The organism is Streptomyces lusitanus (assembly GCF_042647945.1).
In the GTDB taxonomy this organism is placed as follows: Bacteria; Actinomycetota; Actinomycetes; order Streptomycetales; family Streptomycetaceae; genus Streptomyces; species Streptomyces pseudogriseolus.
The window spans coordinates 1-15,085 of sequence record NZ_JBHRWL010000021.1 but is presented as its reverse complement, the minus strand read 5'-3'; the positions used below and the strand labels follow the sequence as shown (position 1 = coordinate 15,085).

Below are 15,085 nucleotides of genomic sequence, written 5' to 3'. Positions count from 1 at the left end.
GGTCCGCACAGGGCCGTCGACGCCTTGTCGCCGGGTCGTGACAGGGCCGACTTTCGGTCGGAGGGCCGCGCCTGAAATAGTTCCCCCCGATGTTCGACATCCCTAGACTCCCTGCGACGGGGGAAATTCGGGGGAACAAACTCAGTGGGGCATGGAGTGCCGGAACTCGTACTGGAATCAAACGGACGCACCTGGACGCTCGATCCGTCCAGGACCTACACCCTGGGACGTGACCCGCAGGGCGACGTCGTGATCGACGACGCCAGGGTGTCCTGGCGTCACGCCACGATCAGCTTCAACGGCCACAGTTGGGTCATCGAGGACCACGGCAGCACCAACGGCACCTTCGTGCAGGGGCAGCGGATCCATCACCTTCAGTTCACCGCCGACACGGCGCTGAACCTGGGCAACGCGACCGACGGGCCGCGCGTGACGCTGTCCGGTGTCGGCGCCACCGTCCCGCAGGCCCAGCCGCAGCAGCAGCCGTACGCCGCCCAGGGCGCGGGCGCCGGCTGGGCGCAGCAGCCGCCCGCCCAGCAGCCGCCGGCCCAGCAGCAGCCCCCGGCCCAGCAGGGCTGGCAGCAGCAGCCGCAGCAGGGCGTGGCGAAGCAGGCCGCGCCGCACATCCCGCAGCAGCAGGGCCCCGGCGGCGGCGCCGGAGCGCCGGTCTACGGCGACCGCAGCCCCACGACGTTCCACCAGTTCTCGCTCGGCCGCGTGATGCGCATCGGCCGTGCCCTGGAGAACGACCTGGTGGTCTCCGACCTCCAGGTGTCCCGCAACCACGCGGAGTTCCACTCGACGCCCGACGGGCGCATGGAGATCCGCGACCTGGGCTCGCACAACGGCACGTACGTCAACGGCCAGCCGATCCCCAAGGGCGGCTCGCAACTGCTCGGCCCCACCGACATCGTGGGCGTCGGCCACTCGACGTTCCGGATCGTCGGCGACCGGCTCGAGGAGTTCGTCGACACCGGTGAGGTGTCCTTCTCCGCCCGCCACCTCACCGTCACGGTCGACGGCGGCAAGCAGATCCTCAAGGACGTCTCCTTCGGCGTCCCGGAGAAGTCGCTGATCGCGGTCATCGGCCCGTCCGGCTCCGGCAAGTCGACGCTGCTCAAGGCGCTCACCGGCTACCGGCCCGCCAACCAGGGCGAGGTGCTGTACGACAACCGCAACCTGTACAAGCAGTTCGCGGAGCTGCGCCAGCGCATCGGTCTGGTCCCGCAGGACGACATCCTGCACAAGGAGCTGACCGTCAAGCGCGCCCTGAAGTACGCGGCCAAGCTGCGCTTCCCCGCCGACACCACGGCCGCCGAGCGCGAGGCCCGCATCGACGAGGTGCTGCGCGAGCTGAAGCTGGACATCCACAAGGACAAGAAGGTCACGTCCCTGTCCGGCGGCCAGCGCAAGCGCGTGTCGGTGGCGCTCGAGCTGCTCACCAAGCCGTCGCTGATTTTCCTGGACGAGCCGACCTCCGGCCTCGACCCGGGCATGGACCGCGACGTCATGCAGCTGCTGCGCGGCCTCGCCGACGACGGCCGCACGGTCCTCGTCGTCACCCACTCGGTGGCCGAGCTGGCGATCTGCGACAAGCTGCTGGTGATGGCGCCGGGCGGCTCGGTCGCCTACTTCGGTCCGCCCGAGGAGGCGCTGAACTTCTTCGGCTACGACACCTGGGCCGACGTGTTCTCCGCCTTCGAGAACTACCGCGACTACGACTGGGCGGGCCGCTGGAAGGGCTCGCAGCACTACCAGATGTACGCCGCGGACATCGACGCGGTCGCCCCGCAGTCCGTACAGGTCCCCGCGATGCAGGCGATGAAGCCGCCGAAGCCGCAGGGCTGGGCGTCGCAGTTCTCCACCCTGGTGCGCCGGTACGTGTCGGTGATCGCCTCCGACAAGGGCTTCCTCGCCCTGTCGATCATCCTGCCGCTGGTCCTCGGCTCGGTCAGCCTGCTCATCGACCAGGGCAAGGACCTGCTGGTCAACACGGAGATCAACCCGAGGACCGGGCGGCCCGTCGCCAACGGCACGGCGCTCACGGTGCTGCTCATCCTCGCGGTGGGCGCGTGCTTCGCCGGCGCGGCCAACTCCGTCCGTGAGCTGATCAAGGAACGCGTGATCTACGAGCGGGAGCGCGCCACCGGCCTGTCCCGCTCGGCGTACCTGATGTCGAAGGTCTTCGTGCTCGGCCTGATCACCATGATCCAGGGCCTGATGATCGGCGTCATCGGCTTCTCCAGCCGCACCGTGCCCGACGAGGGCCTCGTGCTCGGCAGCCAGATCCTGCTGGAGCTGTGCGTCCCGATCATGGCGCTGGGCTTCACCGCGATGATGTTCGGCCTGATCATCTCGGCCCTGGTGAAGACCGCCGAGAAGACCATGCCGCTGCTGGTGATGTTCGCGATCGTCCAGGTCGTCTTCACCGGCTGCCTGTTCCCGCTGGCCAACTCGGTCGGTGTCAACGAGCTGTCTTACCTGATGCCGTCGCGCTGGGCGGTCGCCGCCGCGGGCGCGACGCTGGACTTCAACAACATCAGCCCGCCGGCCAAGGGCGACAGCAACGACCCGCTGTGGGAGCACACGGCCGCCGCCTGGGCGACGGACATGGGCGCGCTGCTCGCGCTCGGCGTGGTCTGCGGCTTCTTCGTGGCCCGCTTCCTGCGCCGCCACGAGCCCGAGGTCATGCGCAAGTAGTCCCGCCGTACGTCCCCGAAGGGCGGCACCCCGTCAGGAGGGTGCCGCCCTTCGGCGTCTGTGTGCGGCAGGAGAGGTCCGCGCCGACCTCTCAGTACGCGCTGTCGACGTTGTCCATGGTGCCGTACTTGTCGGCCGCGTAGTTGCAGGCGGCGACGATGTTGGCGACCGGGTCGTAGATGTCCTTCGGGGTGCCCTTGACGTGGTAGGCGTCGAAGGTCGGCGGGATCACCTGGAGCAGACCCTTGGAGGGGATGCCCTTCTGGGCGTTGATGTCCCAGAGGTTGATCGCCTTCGGGTTGCCCGAGGACTCCCGCATGACGTTGCGGTGGATGCCCTCGTAGGAGCCGGGGATGCCGTTCTTCTTCATGATGGACAGCGCCTCGCGGATCCAGCCGTCGAGGTTGTCCCCGTACTTCTGCGGAGCGGCCTTCTTCACCTCGGCGCGCTCGGCGGAACGGCTCGCCGACTCCGCCGCCGCACGGGCCTTCGCGGCCTTGGCCTCGGCGGCCGCCTTCTTCTTCGCGGCGGCCTCGGCGGCGGCCTTCTTCTGCGCGGCGAACCGCTCGACCTGCACGGCACCGGTGTGCAGGCTGTTGACGTCGGCCTGGACGCCCTCGATCTGCTTCGTGCTGTAGGCCACCTTCGCCGTCCGGACGGGGGCCTCGGCCGTGGTCGTCGTGGAGGCGTTGCTCGGGACCGCCGAGAAGCCGATGGCGGCGGCGCCGAGAGCGGCGACGCCCGCGGCGGCGATCTTGTGGTGACGGGTCAGGGCACGACTATGACCACGGGTGAGGATGTGCTTGGGCATGCGGAACGGACCTCTTCGAGTAGCGCGGAGGTCGCTCGATGTCCGGTGGGACTGGTGCGTCTTCGGCACACGAACGCCGCGGGCAAGAAGCCCACGGCGCTGAGCGACGCAGCCATTGTTAGCGGCCGCAAAATCGCTGGGCAAAGGTGTGACCTACGAAGCCGGGTAGTGGATCAGGGGAGTGCCAAACCGGGCAGATGGGACTGTTCGCCCCGTTCATATGGGCGTTATGTGTCTCCTACTCCGCTTCGTACGTGATGTGCGCCCTATGCGCGGGCTCACACCGGACCCCCTCCCTCCTTACCGCGTGTTGCTGGCGCAACGCGCTGGGTGAGGAGTTTCCGCGGGCCGGGTCAGCCCGGCAGCAGCAGGTGCACGTCCCCGAACTCGTGCCACAGGTACCGCCCGCGCAGCGCCTCCTCGTAGCCCCGCGCGACCGCCTCCCGCCCCGCCACCGCCTCCAGCATCAGCAGGTGCGACGCCTCCGGCTCGTGCAGCCCGGTCAGCAGCCCGTCCACCACCCGCACCCCCCGCTCCGGGGTCACCACCAGGTCCGTCCACCCCGCCCGGGCCCGCACCACCCCGTCGGGACCGGCCGCCGACTCCAGCGCCCGCACCGCCGTCGTCCCCACCGCGATCACCCGCCCGCCGCCCGCCCGCACCGCGCCGATCACCCGCGCCGACGCCTCCGGCACCGCGAACCGCTCCGGGTACGGCGGCTCGTGCGCCTCCGCCGACGCCACCCCCGTGTCCAGCCGCACCGGCGCGAACTGCACCCCGCGGCTCACCAGCTCCGTCACCGTCCGCGCGGTGAACGGACGCCCCGCGCTCGGCATCTCCGCACTCCCCGAGCCGTCCCGCGCCGGCAGCGCGAACACCGTCTGGTACGCCGACAGCGGCTGGTCCCGCTCCGTGTACGCGTACCGGATCGGCCGCCCGTGCTCCCGCAGCAGCCCCGGCACGTCCCGCGACACCCGCGCCCACCACAGCCGCGGCGCCCCCGGGCTCAGCGGCTCCTCGATCCCCAGCCGCGCACCCCCGGCCAGCCGCACCCCTGTACCCGCACGCGTGCCCGCGCGCACGCGCGTGGTGCCGCGCCCGTCCGGTTCCCGCAGCTCGACCGCCCAGCGCCCGTCGTCCCCGCGGGTGGAGAAGTGCACCACCACGCGCGCGTCGCCGATCCGCCCGTCGACGGCCGCCGCCAGCGTGGGCGAGGTGTTCACCACCAGCACGTCGCCCGCCCGCAGCAGCGGCGGCAGCTCCGCGAACGCGTGATGGGACACCTCGGTGCCCCGCGACACCAGCAGCCGCACCGCGTCCCGGTCCCCGCCGGGCGCCCGCACCTCGGCCGGCACCCGCGCCGACAGCTCCTCCGGCACCCGGAACGTGACCGTCACCGCCGTCCCTCCAGCAGCGCCGCGGCACCGTAGCGGCCACTGGCCGGCCGCTCGTCGAGCAGCCGCAGGAACCCCGGCACCACCGCCCCCGGCTCCGGCCGCGGATCGTCGTCGTCCGGCACGGCCGCCGCGTACAGGTCCGTCGCCATGTCCCCGGGGTCGACCGCCCACACCCGCAGCCCCGGCTCCTCCTGAGCCAGCACCGCCGCCAGCTGGTCGAGCCCCGCCTTCGACGCGCCGTACCCGCCCCACGTCGGGTACGCCTCCGCGGCGGCGTCCGAGCTCACCACCAGCACCGCGCCCGTCCCGGCGGCCCGCAGCAGCGGCAGCGCCTCCTGCACCAGGCCCAGCGCGGCCACCAGATTCACCTCCAGTGCCCGCCGCAGCCCCTCCAGCGGCAGCTCCGCCAGCCGCACCAGCGGTTCGGCGCCCAGCGCGCTCGCGTTGTGCACCAGCAGGTCCACTCCGCCCAGCCGCCAGGCCGCCGCCACCAGCTCCGCCCGGTGCGCGGCATCCGTGACGTCCCCGGGCACCGCCGTCACCCGCGTGCCGTGCGCCGAGGCCAGGGCCACCGTCTCCGCCAGGCGGTCCGCGCCCCGCGCGTCGAGCACCAGGTCCCAGCCCTGCTGCGCCAGCCCCAGCGCCAGCGCCCGTCCGAGCCCCTTCGAGGCTCCCGTGATGATCGCGACCGGCATGACAACCGTCCCCTCGTCCGTCGTGTCGTTCCGCCCCTTGCGGCGTGTGATCACCGTAGGAATCAGGGCGCGGACGCCGCCTCGGGCGCGGGACGCAGCCGCCCGGGTCCCTTCGGCCTACGCCGGGAAGCCCCCGCCCCGCGCCCTGGGCCGCGACGGCCGGACCGGGACCGGGGACCTAGGACCAGCGACGGGGCAGAGGTGCGGACAGCGGTCCGATCCGGGGTCCGCGCCCCGCCGGTACCGTGAGGACATGAGCCACGGCCCCCGGTCCGGCCTCGCCGCGGTGAGTTCCGCGTTGCTGGCCATGAGCCGGCATCTCGAGGTGCGCGACGTCCTCAAGACGATCGTCGCCTCCGCCCGCGACCTCCTCGACGCCCAGTACGCCGCGCTCGGCGTGCCCGACGACCACGGCGGCTTCGCCCAGTTCGTGGTCGACGGCATCAGCGACGAGCAGTGGAAGGCCATCGGCCCCCTGCCGCGCCGGCACGGCATCCTCGCCGCGATGCTCGACGACGCCGCCCCGCAGCGCCTCGCCGACGTACGCCGCGACCCCCGCTTCGAGGGCTGGCCCAGCGCCCACCCCGACCTGGCCGACTTCCTCGGCCTGCCCATCCGCGACGGCGACGAGGTCCTCGGCGCCCTTTTCCTCGCCAACAAGAACTGCCCGAAGCCGGAGGGCGCCTGCGGCTTCACCGAGGACGACGAGGAACTGCTCGGCATCCTCGCCCAGCACGCCGCCATCGCCCTCACCAACGCCCGCCTCTACGAGCGCAGCCGCGAGCTGACCATCGCCGAGGAGCGCTCCCGCCTGGCCCACGAGCTGCACGACGCCGTCAGCCAGAAGCTGTTCTCCCTGCGCCTGACCGCCCAGGCCGCCGCCCGTCTCGTGGACCGCGACCCGGCCCGCGCCAAGGGCGAGCTCCAGCAGGTGGCCGAGCTGGCCGCCGAGGCCGCCGACGAGCTGCGCGCGGCCGTCGTCGAGCTGCGCCCCGCCGCGCTCGACGAGGACGGTCTCGTCGCCACCCTGCGCACCCAGGTGCAGGTCCTCGACCGCGCCCACAGCGCGCGCGTCACCTTCACCGGCCACGGCGTGCGCGCCCTGCCCGCCGCCCAGGAGGAGGCGGTGCTGCGGGTCGCCCAGGAGGCGCTGCACAACGCCCTGCGCCACTCCGGCGGGACACATGTGGACGTCACCCTGGAACGGCGCGGCAACGGCGCGGTCCTGCGGGTCGGCGACGACGGCGGCGGCTTCGACCCGCACGCCGTCCGCCGCGCGGGCCGCCATCTGGGCCTGGTCTCCATGCGGGACCGGGCGAGCGGGGTCGGCGGCAGGCTGACCGTGGAATCGGCGCCCGGCAAGGGCACCACCGTCGAGATGGAGGTCCCCGGTGGCTGACGCGATCAAGGTGCTGCTGGTCGACGACCACCAGGTGGTCCGGCGCGGCCTGCGCACCTTCCTCGAGGTGCAGGACGACATCGAGGTCGTCGGCGAGGCCGCGGACGGCGCGGAGGGAGTCGCCCTGGCCGGGGAGCTCCAGCCCGACGTCATCCTCATGGACGTCAAGATGCCCGGCATGGACGGCGTGGAGGCGCTGCGCCGGCTGCGCGAGCTCGACCACCGCGCCCGGGTGCTGGTCGTCACCAGCTTCACCGAGCAGCGCACGGTGATCCCCGCCCTCCGCGCGGGCGCCGCCGGCTACGTGTACAAGGACATCGACCCCGACGCGCTGGCCGGCGCCATCCGCTCCGTGCACGCCGGGCACGTGCTGCTCCAGCCGGAGGTGGCGGGCGCCCTGCTGTCCCAGGAGGAGAGCGGCTCCGGGGCGGGACGCGCGGGCTCCCTCACCGAGCGGGAGCGCGAGGTGCTCGGCCTGATCGCGGACGGCCGCGCCAACCGGGAGATCGCCCGCGCCCTCGTGCTCTCCGAGAAGACGGTGAAGACGCACGTGTCGAACATCCTGATGAAGCTCGACCTGGCGGACCGCACCCAGGCCGCGCTGTGGGCCGTACGGCACGGGCTCAGCGGCTGACCGCCGGACCGCAGTCACCCGGAAGGTTCCCCTCCGGTGCGAGATTCATACCGTAGGGGGAATGCCCCCCGGGCCCCGTATCCCGTGCCCGCGCCACGCGTTGCCCAGTGCGGACCGCGGCGCTCGCCGCGGTCGTCGCAAGGAGGGCTCGGAAAGTGAAGAACCTGAAGAAGGCAGCGGCCGTGACGATGGTGGCCGGCGGCCTGCTCGCCGCCGGAGCGGGCATGGCCTCCGCCACCGAGGGCAGCCACGCGCACGGCAAGGCCGTGGGCTCCCCGGGCGTCGTCTCCGGCAACCTCGTCCAGGTCCCGGTCGACGTCCCGGTCAACGTGTCGGGCAACAGCGTCAACGTCATCGGCGTGCTGAACCCGGCCTTCGGCAACGTCGCCGTCAACCACTGACGACCGACGCACCAGACGACAAGCCCCGGCCGCCCGCCCCCACCCGGCGCCGGGGCTCGTCCCTGTCCAGGGGGGGGCGTACGCCGGAATCAGCGCGCCCCGCGCTCCTCCACGAATGCGTTGTACGCCGCCACCTGCGCCCGCCGGGCCGTCCGCTCCACCGGCCGCAGCGCCAGCGCCCGCGCCGACATCTCCGACGCGCTCACCGCGCCCCCGTGCCCGTGCGCCGTCGCCAGCGACACCAGCGCGCCCACCCGCTGCGCCAGCTCCAGCACCCGCACCGCCCGCGGCGGATACCCCGGCGCCAGCACGTCCCGCCCGCGCGACGCCGTCGCCCGCGCCCGGTACGCGTCGATCGCCGCCTCCGCGACCGGACCCGACCCGGCCACGTCCAGCCGCGTCAGCGCCTCCGTCGCCTCCCGCAGCGCCTCCGCCAGCTCCCGCTCCGCCTCACCCAGCGACGGCACGTCCGCCGGCGGCGCCTCCCGCACCGGCAGACAGTGCCAGAGGACCTCCACATGCACATCGCCCTCGGGCCCGGCCTCCGACACCTCAGGCACCAGCCCCAGCGCCGCCCCCTGGCACACCACGGCCTCCTCGGCCTCCAGCGCCCGCGCGTTGAACTCCGGCGGGCCGCTCAGCCCCAGCGGATGCCCCGGCGCCGGCAGCGCCACCCGCAGCCCGGACACCCCGAGCCCCCGCAGCCGCCCCAGGGCCAGCGTCAGCCCCACCGGCGCGGACTCCCCGGGCACCCCCTCCACCCGGTGCACGGCGTCCTCCCCGACGGCGGCGAGCGCCGCCTCGTCCGGGGAGACCAGTCCGGCGAGAAGGGCATTGCCCCAAGCGGCGAGACGACCAGAGCGCGGTTCCGAAAGCATGCGTACACCCTAGACAGCACCCCGAAACAGGACCGATGGAATGTCCGGGTCGGCCGGTGGCGTAGATTTCATGATGGGCTCCCGCCCACGGGTGCGGCGGACCGACCCACCAGGCGTACGCGACAGCCGAGACCGGCCACACTGCAAGGGGAGACAAGGCGCTCATGAGCGATGTTCTGGAACTTCAGGACGTATCCGTGGTCCGCGAGGGCCGGGCTCTGGTGGAGCAGGTCTCCTGGTCGGTCAAGGAGGGCGAACGCTGGGTCATCCTCGGCCCCAACGGCGCCGGCAAGACCACCCTGCTGAACATCGCGTCCAGCTACCTCTACCCGAGCAAGGGCACCGCCACCATCCTCGGCGAGACGCTCGGCCGCCCCGGCACCGACGTCTTCGAGCTGCGCCCCCGCATCGGCGTGGCCGGCATCGCCCTCGCCGACAAGCTGCCCAAGAAGCAGACCGTCCTCCAGACCGTGCTCACCGCCGCCTACGGCATGACCGCCGGCTGGCAGGAGGAGTACGAGGACATCGACGAGCAGCGCGCCCGCGCCTTCCTCGACCGCCTCGGCATGTCCGAGTACCTGGACCGCAAGTTCGGCACCCTCTCCGAGGGCGAGCGCAAGCGCACCCTCATCGCCCGCGCCCTGATGACCGACCCCGAGCTGCTCCTCCTCGACGAACCCGCCGCCGGTCTCGACCTCGGCGGCCGCGAGGACCTGGTGCGCCGCCTCGGCCGCCTCGCGCGCGACCCGATCGCCCCCTCCATGATCATGGTCACCCACCACGTGGAGGAGATCGCCCCCGGCTTCACCCACGTCCTGATGCTGCGTCAGGGCAAGGTCCTCGCGGCCGGCCCGCTCGAGCTCGAACTCACCAGCCGCAACCTGTCCCTGTGCTTCGGCCTCCCGCTCGTCGTGGAGCAGGTCGGCGACCGCTGGACCGCCCAGGGCCTGCCGATGAGCTGACCTGGCACCACCCCGCGCACAACACCCGGCACGACAAGGCACGTTCGACCGACCGGCGCCCTGTCCGTGACCGGGTGCGCGGTTCTACCATGACCGGTGTGGACATCGACGCATGGCTGTGGTGGCTGATCGGCGCGGCGGCACTCGGCATCGCCCTGGTGATCACCGCGATGCCCGAACTCGGCATGCTCGCGGTGGGCGCCGTCGCCGCCGCGGTGGTTTCCGGCATCTTCGGCGGCGGCGCCGTCGCCCAGGTCGCGGTCTTCGCCGTCGTCTCGACCGCGCTGATCGCCGCCGTCCGCCCCGTCGCCCGCAGACACCGCTCCCAACGGCCCGAACTGGCCACCGGGGTCGACGCCCTGAAGGGGAAACAGGCCGTCGTCCTCGAACGCGTCGACGGCAGCGGCGGCCGCATCAAACTGGCGGGCGAGGTCTGGTCCGCCCGCGCCCTCGACACCGGCCGTTCCTACGAGGCCGGCCAGGAGGTCGACGTCGTGGACATCGAGGGGGCCACCGCGATCATCATGTGATCCCGCACCTCCCGCGCGACACAACCGGCGCGAACACGCCCCCGGTTGGGCCCGCGGTCTGACAGACTCGACCAGCAAGATCTACAACCGCACGACCGTGCACAGGCACACACGACCTGCCGTAGGCGCCGAGGCTAAGAAGGGTTCGGGGAACCGACGATGGAACCGGTCATCATCGTCCTGATCATCCTGGTGGTGTTGGTCTTCATCGCCCTGATCAAGACGATTCAAGTCATCCCACAGGCCAGCGCCGCCATCGTGGAGCGCTTCGGCCGCTACACGCGGACGCTCAACGCGGGCCTCAACATCGTCGTCCCGTTCATCGACACCATCCGCAACCGCATCGACCTCCGCGAGCAGGTCGTCCCCTTCCCGCCGCAGCCGGTGATCACCCAGGACAACCTGGTCGTCAACATCGACACCGTCATCTACTACCAGGTGACCGACGCCCGGGCCGCCACCTACGAGGTCGCCAGCTACATCCAGGCCATCGAGCAGCTCACCGTCACCACCCTGCGCAACATCATCGGCGGCATGGACCTGGAGCGCACCCTCACCTCCCGCGAGGAGATCAACGCGGCCCTGCGCGGCGTCCTCGACGAGGCCACCGGCAAGTGGGGCATCCGCGTCAACCGCGTCGAGCTCAAGGCCATCGAACCGCCCACCTCCATCCAGGACTCGATGGAGAAGCAGATGCGCGCCGACCGCGACAAGCGCGCCGCCATCCTCCAGGCCGAAGGTGTCCGGCAGTCCGAGATCCTGCGCGCCGAGGGCGAGAAGCAGTCCCAGATCCTGCGCGCCGAGGGTGAGGCCAAGGCCGCCGCGCTGCGCGCCGAGGGCGAGGCCCAGGCCGTCCGCACGGTCTTCGAGGCCATCCACGCCGGCGACCCGGACCAGAAACTGCTCTCCTACCAGTACCTCCAGATGCTCCCGAAGATCGCCGAGGGCGACGCCAACAAGCTCTGGATCGTCCCGAGCGAAATCGGCGACGCCCTCAAGGGCCTCTCTGGCGCGGTCGGCAACTTCGGCTCCAACTTGGGCGGCAACGGCGCCTCAGGAGGCACCGTCCCCGCCCAGGAACGCCGCGAAAAGCCCTCCATCGACTGAACCCCCTAGGGGCGCGGGGCTCCATCGACATGCGGCTCCGCCGCGTGGGCGCGACAACCACGCACAACCCGCGCCCGGGGAACCACCCAAACCCCTACGGCGAAACCGTCACGCCGCGGCCGACGCCAGCCATTCCGGCAACGCGTCGTACTCCTCCGCGCCCAGCGCCAAGAGCATCGCGTCCGCGGGCGTCGGCTCGAACGGCCGCCGCAACAGCGGCATCCCCGCCTGCTCGGGCGTCCGGTCCGCCTTGCGGTGGTTGTCCTCCGCGCACGACGCCACCGTGTTCAGCCAGGTGTCCTGCCCGCCGTGCGACCGCGGCACCACGTGGTCCACGGTCGTCGCCCTCCGGCCGCAGTACGCGCACCTGTGCCGGTCCCTCACCAGCACACCCCGCCTCGACCACGGCGCACGTCTTCGGAAGGGCACCCGTACGTACTGGCAGAGCCTGATCACCCGGGGCGCCGGTATGTCGACCGCGGCTCCCCGCATCCGCAGCTCGGGATGGGCCTGCTCGACGACGGCCTTGTCCTGCAGCACCAGAACGACGGCTCGGTTCAGCGTCACCGTCGACAACGGCTCGAAGCTCGCGTTCAGTACCAGCGTGTCCCGCATACCAGCCCACCTCCCGTGCGCACCGGCCCGCCCCTCGGCGGGCTGGAACAACTCTGGCCGGGCGCGCCGGGATGGACAACGCAATATCCGCTGCTCCCACGGAAGACGCCTCCCGGGGACCCCGGCGGAAAAAATGCCCGCCCCTGATCAATTCCATGACCAGGTGCGGGCAAACGTTCCGGGAACGTCCGGTGTCGCGCGGGGGACTCAGGACTCCGCGGGCACCTCGTACTCACCGATCAGCTGCGCACGCGCGAGCGTGTGGAACCGCAGGTTGAAACCCACCACGGCAGGAGAGGCGTCCGCGTCCGGACCCAGCTCCTCCTGGTCCACCGCGTACACCGTGAACACGTACCGGTGCGGACCGTCCCCGGGCGGCGGCGCGGCACCGCCGAAATCCTTGGTGCCGTAGTCGTTCCGCGCGTGGACGGCGCCCTCCGGAAGCCCCTCGAACGAACCGCCGCCGGCGCCGGCCGGCAGCTCGGTCACCGAGACCGGGATGTCGAACAGCACCCAGTGCCAGAACCCGCTGCCCGTCGGCGCGTCCGGGTCGTAGCAGGTCACGGCGAAGCTCTTGGTCTCCGGCGGGAAACCCTCCCACCGCAGGTGCGGCGACGTGTTGCCCGCCGCGTGGACCTGAGCGTCCTTGAGCGTCGCCCCCTCCGTCACATCGTCGCTCGCCACCGTGAACGACGGCACGGGCGGATGGAAGTCATGGGGGAGCGGCCGCCGCTTGAGCTCGGTCACCTCGGTACCTCCTGATCGATGACGTTCAGTCGCGCACGAGCCTAGAACCAGTTGCGCTTCGAACCGACCTCCGACAGCCACTGGTTCAGGTAGGCCGCCCAGTCGGTCCCCTGGTAGTCGTTCAGACCCACCTGGAAGGAGCGGAAGGTGTCGCTGCCCTCGCTGAACAGACCCGGCTTCTTGTCCATCTCCAGCACGACGTCCATCGCCTGCTCGTCGGCGACGAAGCTCAGCTCCACCTGGTTCAGCCCGCGGTACTGCGACGGCGGGAAGAACTCGATCTCCTGGTAGAACGGCAGCTTCTGCCGCGTGCCCCGGATGTGACCGCGCTCCATGTCCGCGGTCTTGAACCGGAAGCCGAGCTGGATGAACGCGTCCAGGATCGCCTTCTGCGCCGGCAGCGGGTGCACGTTGATCGGGTCCAGGTCACCGGAGTCGACGGCCCGCGCGATCGCCAGCTCGGTGGTCACACCGATGTCCATCCCGCGCAGCTGCTGCCCGTCGATCATCGTGACCGGCGTCTCCCACGGGATCTCCAGCCCGAACTGCACGGCGTGCACCGCGCCCGCCTGGAGCTCGAAGGCACCGCCCAGCTGCTGCTTGGTGAACTCGATGTTTTGCTTGTACTCCTGGTCGCCGTTCTCGACCTCGACCTTGGCCTGAAGACCGACCGCCAGCCCCTCGATCTGCTGGTTCACGGACCCGCCCTGGATCCGCACCTCGCCCTGGACCACACCCCCAGGAACGACGTTGACCTCGTGCAGCACCGTCTCGACGGAGGCCCCGCCGGCCCCCAGACTCGCCAGCAGCTTCTTGAACGCCATGTCTCTCCCTCTTCAGGCGACCCCCGTGGGCCACACCCGATCGACCGGCCCGCAGCGCGTCGTGCGCCGGACTCCGATCCCTAACAACGCGATCCGGCCGAGGCCGGTTCCATGCACCCCACACCCTGGCAACCGCCGAGGCGCCTTGACCAGCCCGTGGCCCGCACCGCCTCCAGTACCCTCGGACGGCATGATCGCGAGCCCCGACCGTACGCCCCTGCCTAGGGACTTCTTCGACCGGCCCGTCCTCGAGGTCGCCCCCGATCTGCTCGGCCGCCTCCTGGTCCGCGACACCCCGGACGGCCCGATCGTCCTCCGCCTGACCGAGGTCGAGGCCTACGACGGACAGAACGACCCCGGCTCGCACGCCTATCGCGGCCGCACCGCCCGCAACGAGGTGATGTTCGGTGCGCCCGGCCACGTGTACGTCTACTTCACGTACGGCATGTGGTTCTGCATGAACCTGGTCTGCGGCCCCGAGGGCCGGGCGAGCGCGGTCCTGCTGCGCGCGGGAGAGATCGTGGAGGGCGCGGAGCTCGCCCGCACCCGCCGGCTCGCCGCGCGCAACGACAAGGAACTGGCCAAGGGCCCCGCCCGCCTCGCCACGGCCCTGGACGTCGACCGCTCCCTCAACGGCACCGACGCCTGCGCCACCGGCGCCACCCCCCTGCGCATCCTCCACGGCACGCCCGTCGACCCCGCCCAGGTACGCAGCGGACCGCGCACCGGCGTCTCCGGCGAGGGCGCCGTGCACCCCTGGCGGTACTGGGTCGCGGACGACCCGACGGTCAGCCCGTACCGGGCCCACGTGCCGCGTCGCCGCCGAAGTTGACTCGCCTGCTGAAGGTGCGTAATGTAGCCCGAGCCGCTTGAGCCGGGCAGGGCATTCGTCCGCATCCGGAAGCGGCCAACTCACTACCTACGACCACCCCTTCAGCGGGGTCGAATTCGGCGTGTCCGCATGCCCGAATTCGAAGTCGCCGGCCTCGATTATGAATCGGGCAGGGAGATCGGTTAACGTAGTGAATGTCGAAAGGTCGAACGGCGAAAGCCCTAAGCTCAACGACATCCCGCCGACCGGGAATCGGAACCGAAAGGGTCTGATAGAGTCGGAAACGCAAGACCGAAGGGAAGCGCCCGGAGGAAAGCCCGAGAGGGTGAGTACAAAGGAAGCGTCCGTTCCTTGAGAACTCAACAGCGTGCCAAAAGTCAACGCCAGATATGTTGATACCCCGTCCGTCCGGATCTCCGGATGGTCGAGGTTCCTTTGAAGAAAACACAGCGAGGACGCTGTGAACGTCGGGACTATTCCTCCCGACGTTCCGCTCTCGTGATGTGTCACCCGATTACGGGTAAACATTCACGGAGAGTTTGATCCTGGCTCA

At 71.3% G+C, this 15,085-nt stretch carries 15 protein-coding genes; 8 read left to right on the top strand and 7 right to left on the bottom strand.

Features of this window, described 5'->3' with window-relative positions; genetic code table 11:
* Nucleotides 1-156 precede the first annotated feature (156 nt).
* Complete coding sequence (locus ACFOSY_RS27525; RefSeq protein WP_394311743.1) at nt 157-2,700, top strand: ABC transporter ATP-binding protein/permease; 2,544 nt, start codon at nt 157-159, stop codon at nt 2,698-2,700.
* 91 nt (nt 2,701-2,791) lie between these two features.
* Here the strand turns inward: ACFOSY_RS27525 and ACFOSY_RS27520 are convergent, their stop codons facing one another.
* The 3 genes from ACFOSY_RS27520 to ACFOSY_RS27510 form a co-directional block, all read right to left on the bottom strand.
* The gene (locus ACFOSY_RS27520) at nt 2,792-3,511 is read right to left on the bottom strand and encodes a transglycosylase SLT domain-containing protein (protein WP_394311741.1); all 720 of its coding nucleotides are present in this window, start codon (nt 3,509-3,511) and stop codon (nt 2,792-2,794) included.
* Between the two features lie 353 nt (nt 3,512-3,864).
* Complete coding sequence (locus ACFOSY_RS27515) at nt 3,865-4,908, bottom strand: S-adenosylmethionine:tRNA ribosyltransferase-isomerase (protein WP_394311739.1); 1,044 nt, start codon at nt 4,906-4,908, stop codon at nt 3,865-3,867.
* Nucleotides 4,905-5,603 carry an SDR family NAD(P)-dependent oxidoreductase gene (locus tag ACFOSY_RS27510; protein WP_394311737.1) on the bottom strand — a complete coding sequence of 233 codons (699 nt, stop codon included), beginning with the start codon at nt 5,601-5,603 and terminating at the stop codon, nt 4,905-4,907. Before ACFOSY_RS27510 ends, ACFOSY_RS27515 begins: the two co-directional genes overlap by 4 nt.
* Before the next feature lie 253 nt (nt 5,604-5,856).
* Between ACFOSY_RS27510 and ACFOSY_RS27505 the strand changes: the two genes are divergently transcribed.
* The 3 genes from ACFOSY_RS27505 (at nt 5,857) to ACFOSY_RS27495 (ending at nt 8,037) form a co-directional block, all read left to right on the top strand.
* Nucleotides 5,857-7,002, top strand: coding sequence for a GAF domain-containing sensor histidine kinase (locus ACFOSY_RS27505; protein ID WP_394311734.1), 1,146 nt, complete (start codon nt 5,857-5,859; stop codon nt 7,000-7,002).
* On the top strand, nt 6,995-7,636 hold the full coding sequence (locus ACFOSY_RS27500) for a response regulator (RefSeq protein WP_033275593.1): 642 nt from the start codon (nt 6,995-6,997) through the stop codon (nt 7,634-7,636). The genes ACFOSY_RS27505 and ACFOSY_RS27500 overlap by 8 nt, the downstream gene beginning before the upstream one ends.
* Before the next feature lie 155 nt (nt 7,637-7,791).
* Nucleotides 7,792-8,037, top strand: a complete 246-nt coding sequence (locus ACFOSY_RS27495; RefSeq protein ID WP_394311731.1) for a chaplin — start codon at nt 7,792-7,794, stop codon at nt 8,035-8,037.
* An 89-nt stretch (nt 8,038-8,126) separates the two neighbouring features.
* On the opposite strand, the gene ACFOSY_RS27490 is transcribed toward ACFOSY_RS27495, so the two are convergent.
* Nucleotides 8,127-8,915, bottom strand: a complete 789-nt coding sequence (locus tag ACFOSY_RS27490; RefSeq protein ID WP_394311729.1) for a hypothetical protein — start codon at nt 8,913-8,915, stop codon at nt 8,127-8,129.
* Nucleotides 8,916-9,079: 164 nt separating this feature from the next.
* On the opposite strand from ACFOSY_RS27490, the gene ACFOSY_RS27485 reads away from it, so the two are divergent.
* The 3 genes from ACFOSY_RS27485 (at nt 9,080) to ACFOSY_RS27475 (ending at nt 11,514) form a co-directional block, all read left to right on the top strand.
* Nucleotides 9,080-9,877, top strand: a complete 798-nt coding sequence (locus tag ACFOSY_RS27485) for an ABC transporter ATP-binding protein (RefSeq protein WP_006135992.1) — start codon at nt 9,080-9,082, stop codon at nt 9,875-9,877.
* 89 nt (nt 9,878-9,966) lie between these two features.
* Nucleotides 9,967-10,407, top strand: coding sequence for an NfeD family protein (locus ACFOSY_RS27480; RefSeq protein WP_006135991.1), 441 nt, complete (start codon nt 9,967-9,969; stop codon nt 10,405-10,407).
* Between the two features lie 159 nt (nt 10,408-10,566).
* Complete coding sequence (locus ACFOSY_RS27475; RefSeq protein ID WP_031067508.1) at nt 10,567-11,514, top strand: SPFH domain-containing protein; 948 nt, start codon at nt 10,567-10,569, stop codon at nt 11,512-11,514.
* Between the two features lie 108 nt (nt 11,515-11,622).
* On the opposite strand, the gene ACFOSY_RS27470 is transcribed toward ACFOSY_RS27475, so the two are convergent.
* The 3 genes from ACFOSY_RS27470 to ACFOSY_RS27460 form a co-directional block, all read right to left on the bottom strand.
* Nucleotides 11,623-12,129, bottom strand: a complete 507-nt coding sequence (locus ACFOSY_RS27470; protein WP_394311725.1) for an HNH endonuclease — start codon at nt 12,127-12,129, stop codon at nt 11,623-11,625.
* Between the two features lie 207 nt (nt 12,130-12,336).
* On the bottom strand, nt 12,337-12,876 hold the full coding sequence (locus ACFOSY_RS27465; RefSeq protein ID WP_394311724.1) for a YbhB/YbcL family Raf kinase inhibitor-like protein: 540 nt from the start codon (nt 12,874-12,876) through the stop codon (nt 12,337-12,339).
* A 41-nt stretch (nt 12,877-12,917) separates the two neighbouring features.
* Nucleotides 12,918-13,700 (bottom strand): sporulation protein, encoded by a 783-nt coding sequence (locus ACFOSY_RS27460; protein WP_394311722.1) that lies wholly within the window; start codon nt 13,698-13,700, stop codon nt 12,918-12,920.
* 190 nt (nt 13,701-13,890) lie between these two features.
* On the opposite strand from ACFOSY_RS27460, the gene ACFOSY_RS27455 reads away from it, so the two are divergent.
* A complete protein-coding gene (locus ACFOSY_RS27455) occupies nt 13,891-14,532 on the top strand; it encodes a DNA-3-methyladenine glycosylase (protein WP_394311720.1) in 642 nt (213 codons plus the stop codon).
* The last annotated feature ends 553 nt before the right edge of the window (nt 14,533-15,085 follow it).

Bases quoted from the DNA above. Each gene is read 5' to 3' on its own strand.
- ACFOSY_RS27510 (WP_394311737.1), bottom strand. From the start codon at position 5,603: ATGCCGGTCGCGATCATCACGGGAGCCTCGAAGGGGCTCGGACGGGCG.
- ACFOSY_RS27480 (WP_006135991.1), top strand. From the start codon at position 9,967: ATGACCGGTGTGGACATCGACGCATGGCTGTGGTGGCTGATCGGCGCG.
- ACFOSY_RS27455 (WP_394311720.1), top strand. From the start codon at position 13,891: ATGATCGCGAGCCCCGACCGTACGCCCCTGCCTAGGGACTTCTTCGAC.
- ACFOSY_RS27485 (WP_006135992.1), top strand. From the start codon at position 9,080: ATGAGCGATGTTCTGGAACTTCAGGACGTATCCGTGGTCCGCGAGGGC.
- ACFOSY_RS27470 (WP_394311725.1), bottom strand. From the start codon at position 12,129: ATGCGGGACACGCTGGTACTGAACGCGAGCTTCGAGCCGTTGTCGACG.
- ACFOSY_RS27475 (WP_031067508.1), top strand. From the start codon at position 10,567: ATGGAACCGGTCATCATCGTCCTGATCATCCTGGTGGTGTTGGTCTTC.
- ACFOSY_RS27460 (WP_394311722.1), bottom strand. From the start codon at position 13,700: ATGGCGTTCAAGAAGCTGCTGGCGAGTCTGGGGGCCGGCGGGGCCTCC.
- ACFOSY_RS27490 (WP_394311729.1), bottom strand. From the start codon at position 8,915: ATGCTTTCGGAACCGCGCTCTGGTCGTCTCGCCGCTTGGGGCAATGCC.
- ACFOSY_RS27520 (WP_394311741.1), bottom strand. From the start codon at position 3,511: ATGCCCAAGCACATCCTCACCCGTGGTCATAGTCGTGCCCTGACCCGT.
- ACFOSY_RS27505 (WP_394311734.1), top strand. From the start codon at position 5,857: ATGAGCCACGGCCCCCGGTCCGGCCTCGCCGCGGTGAGTTCCGCGTTG.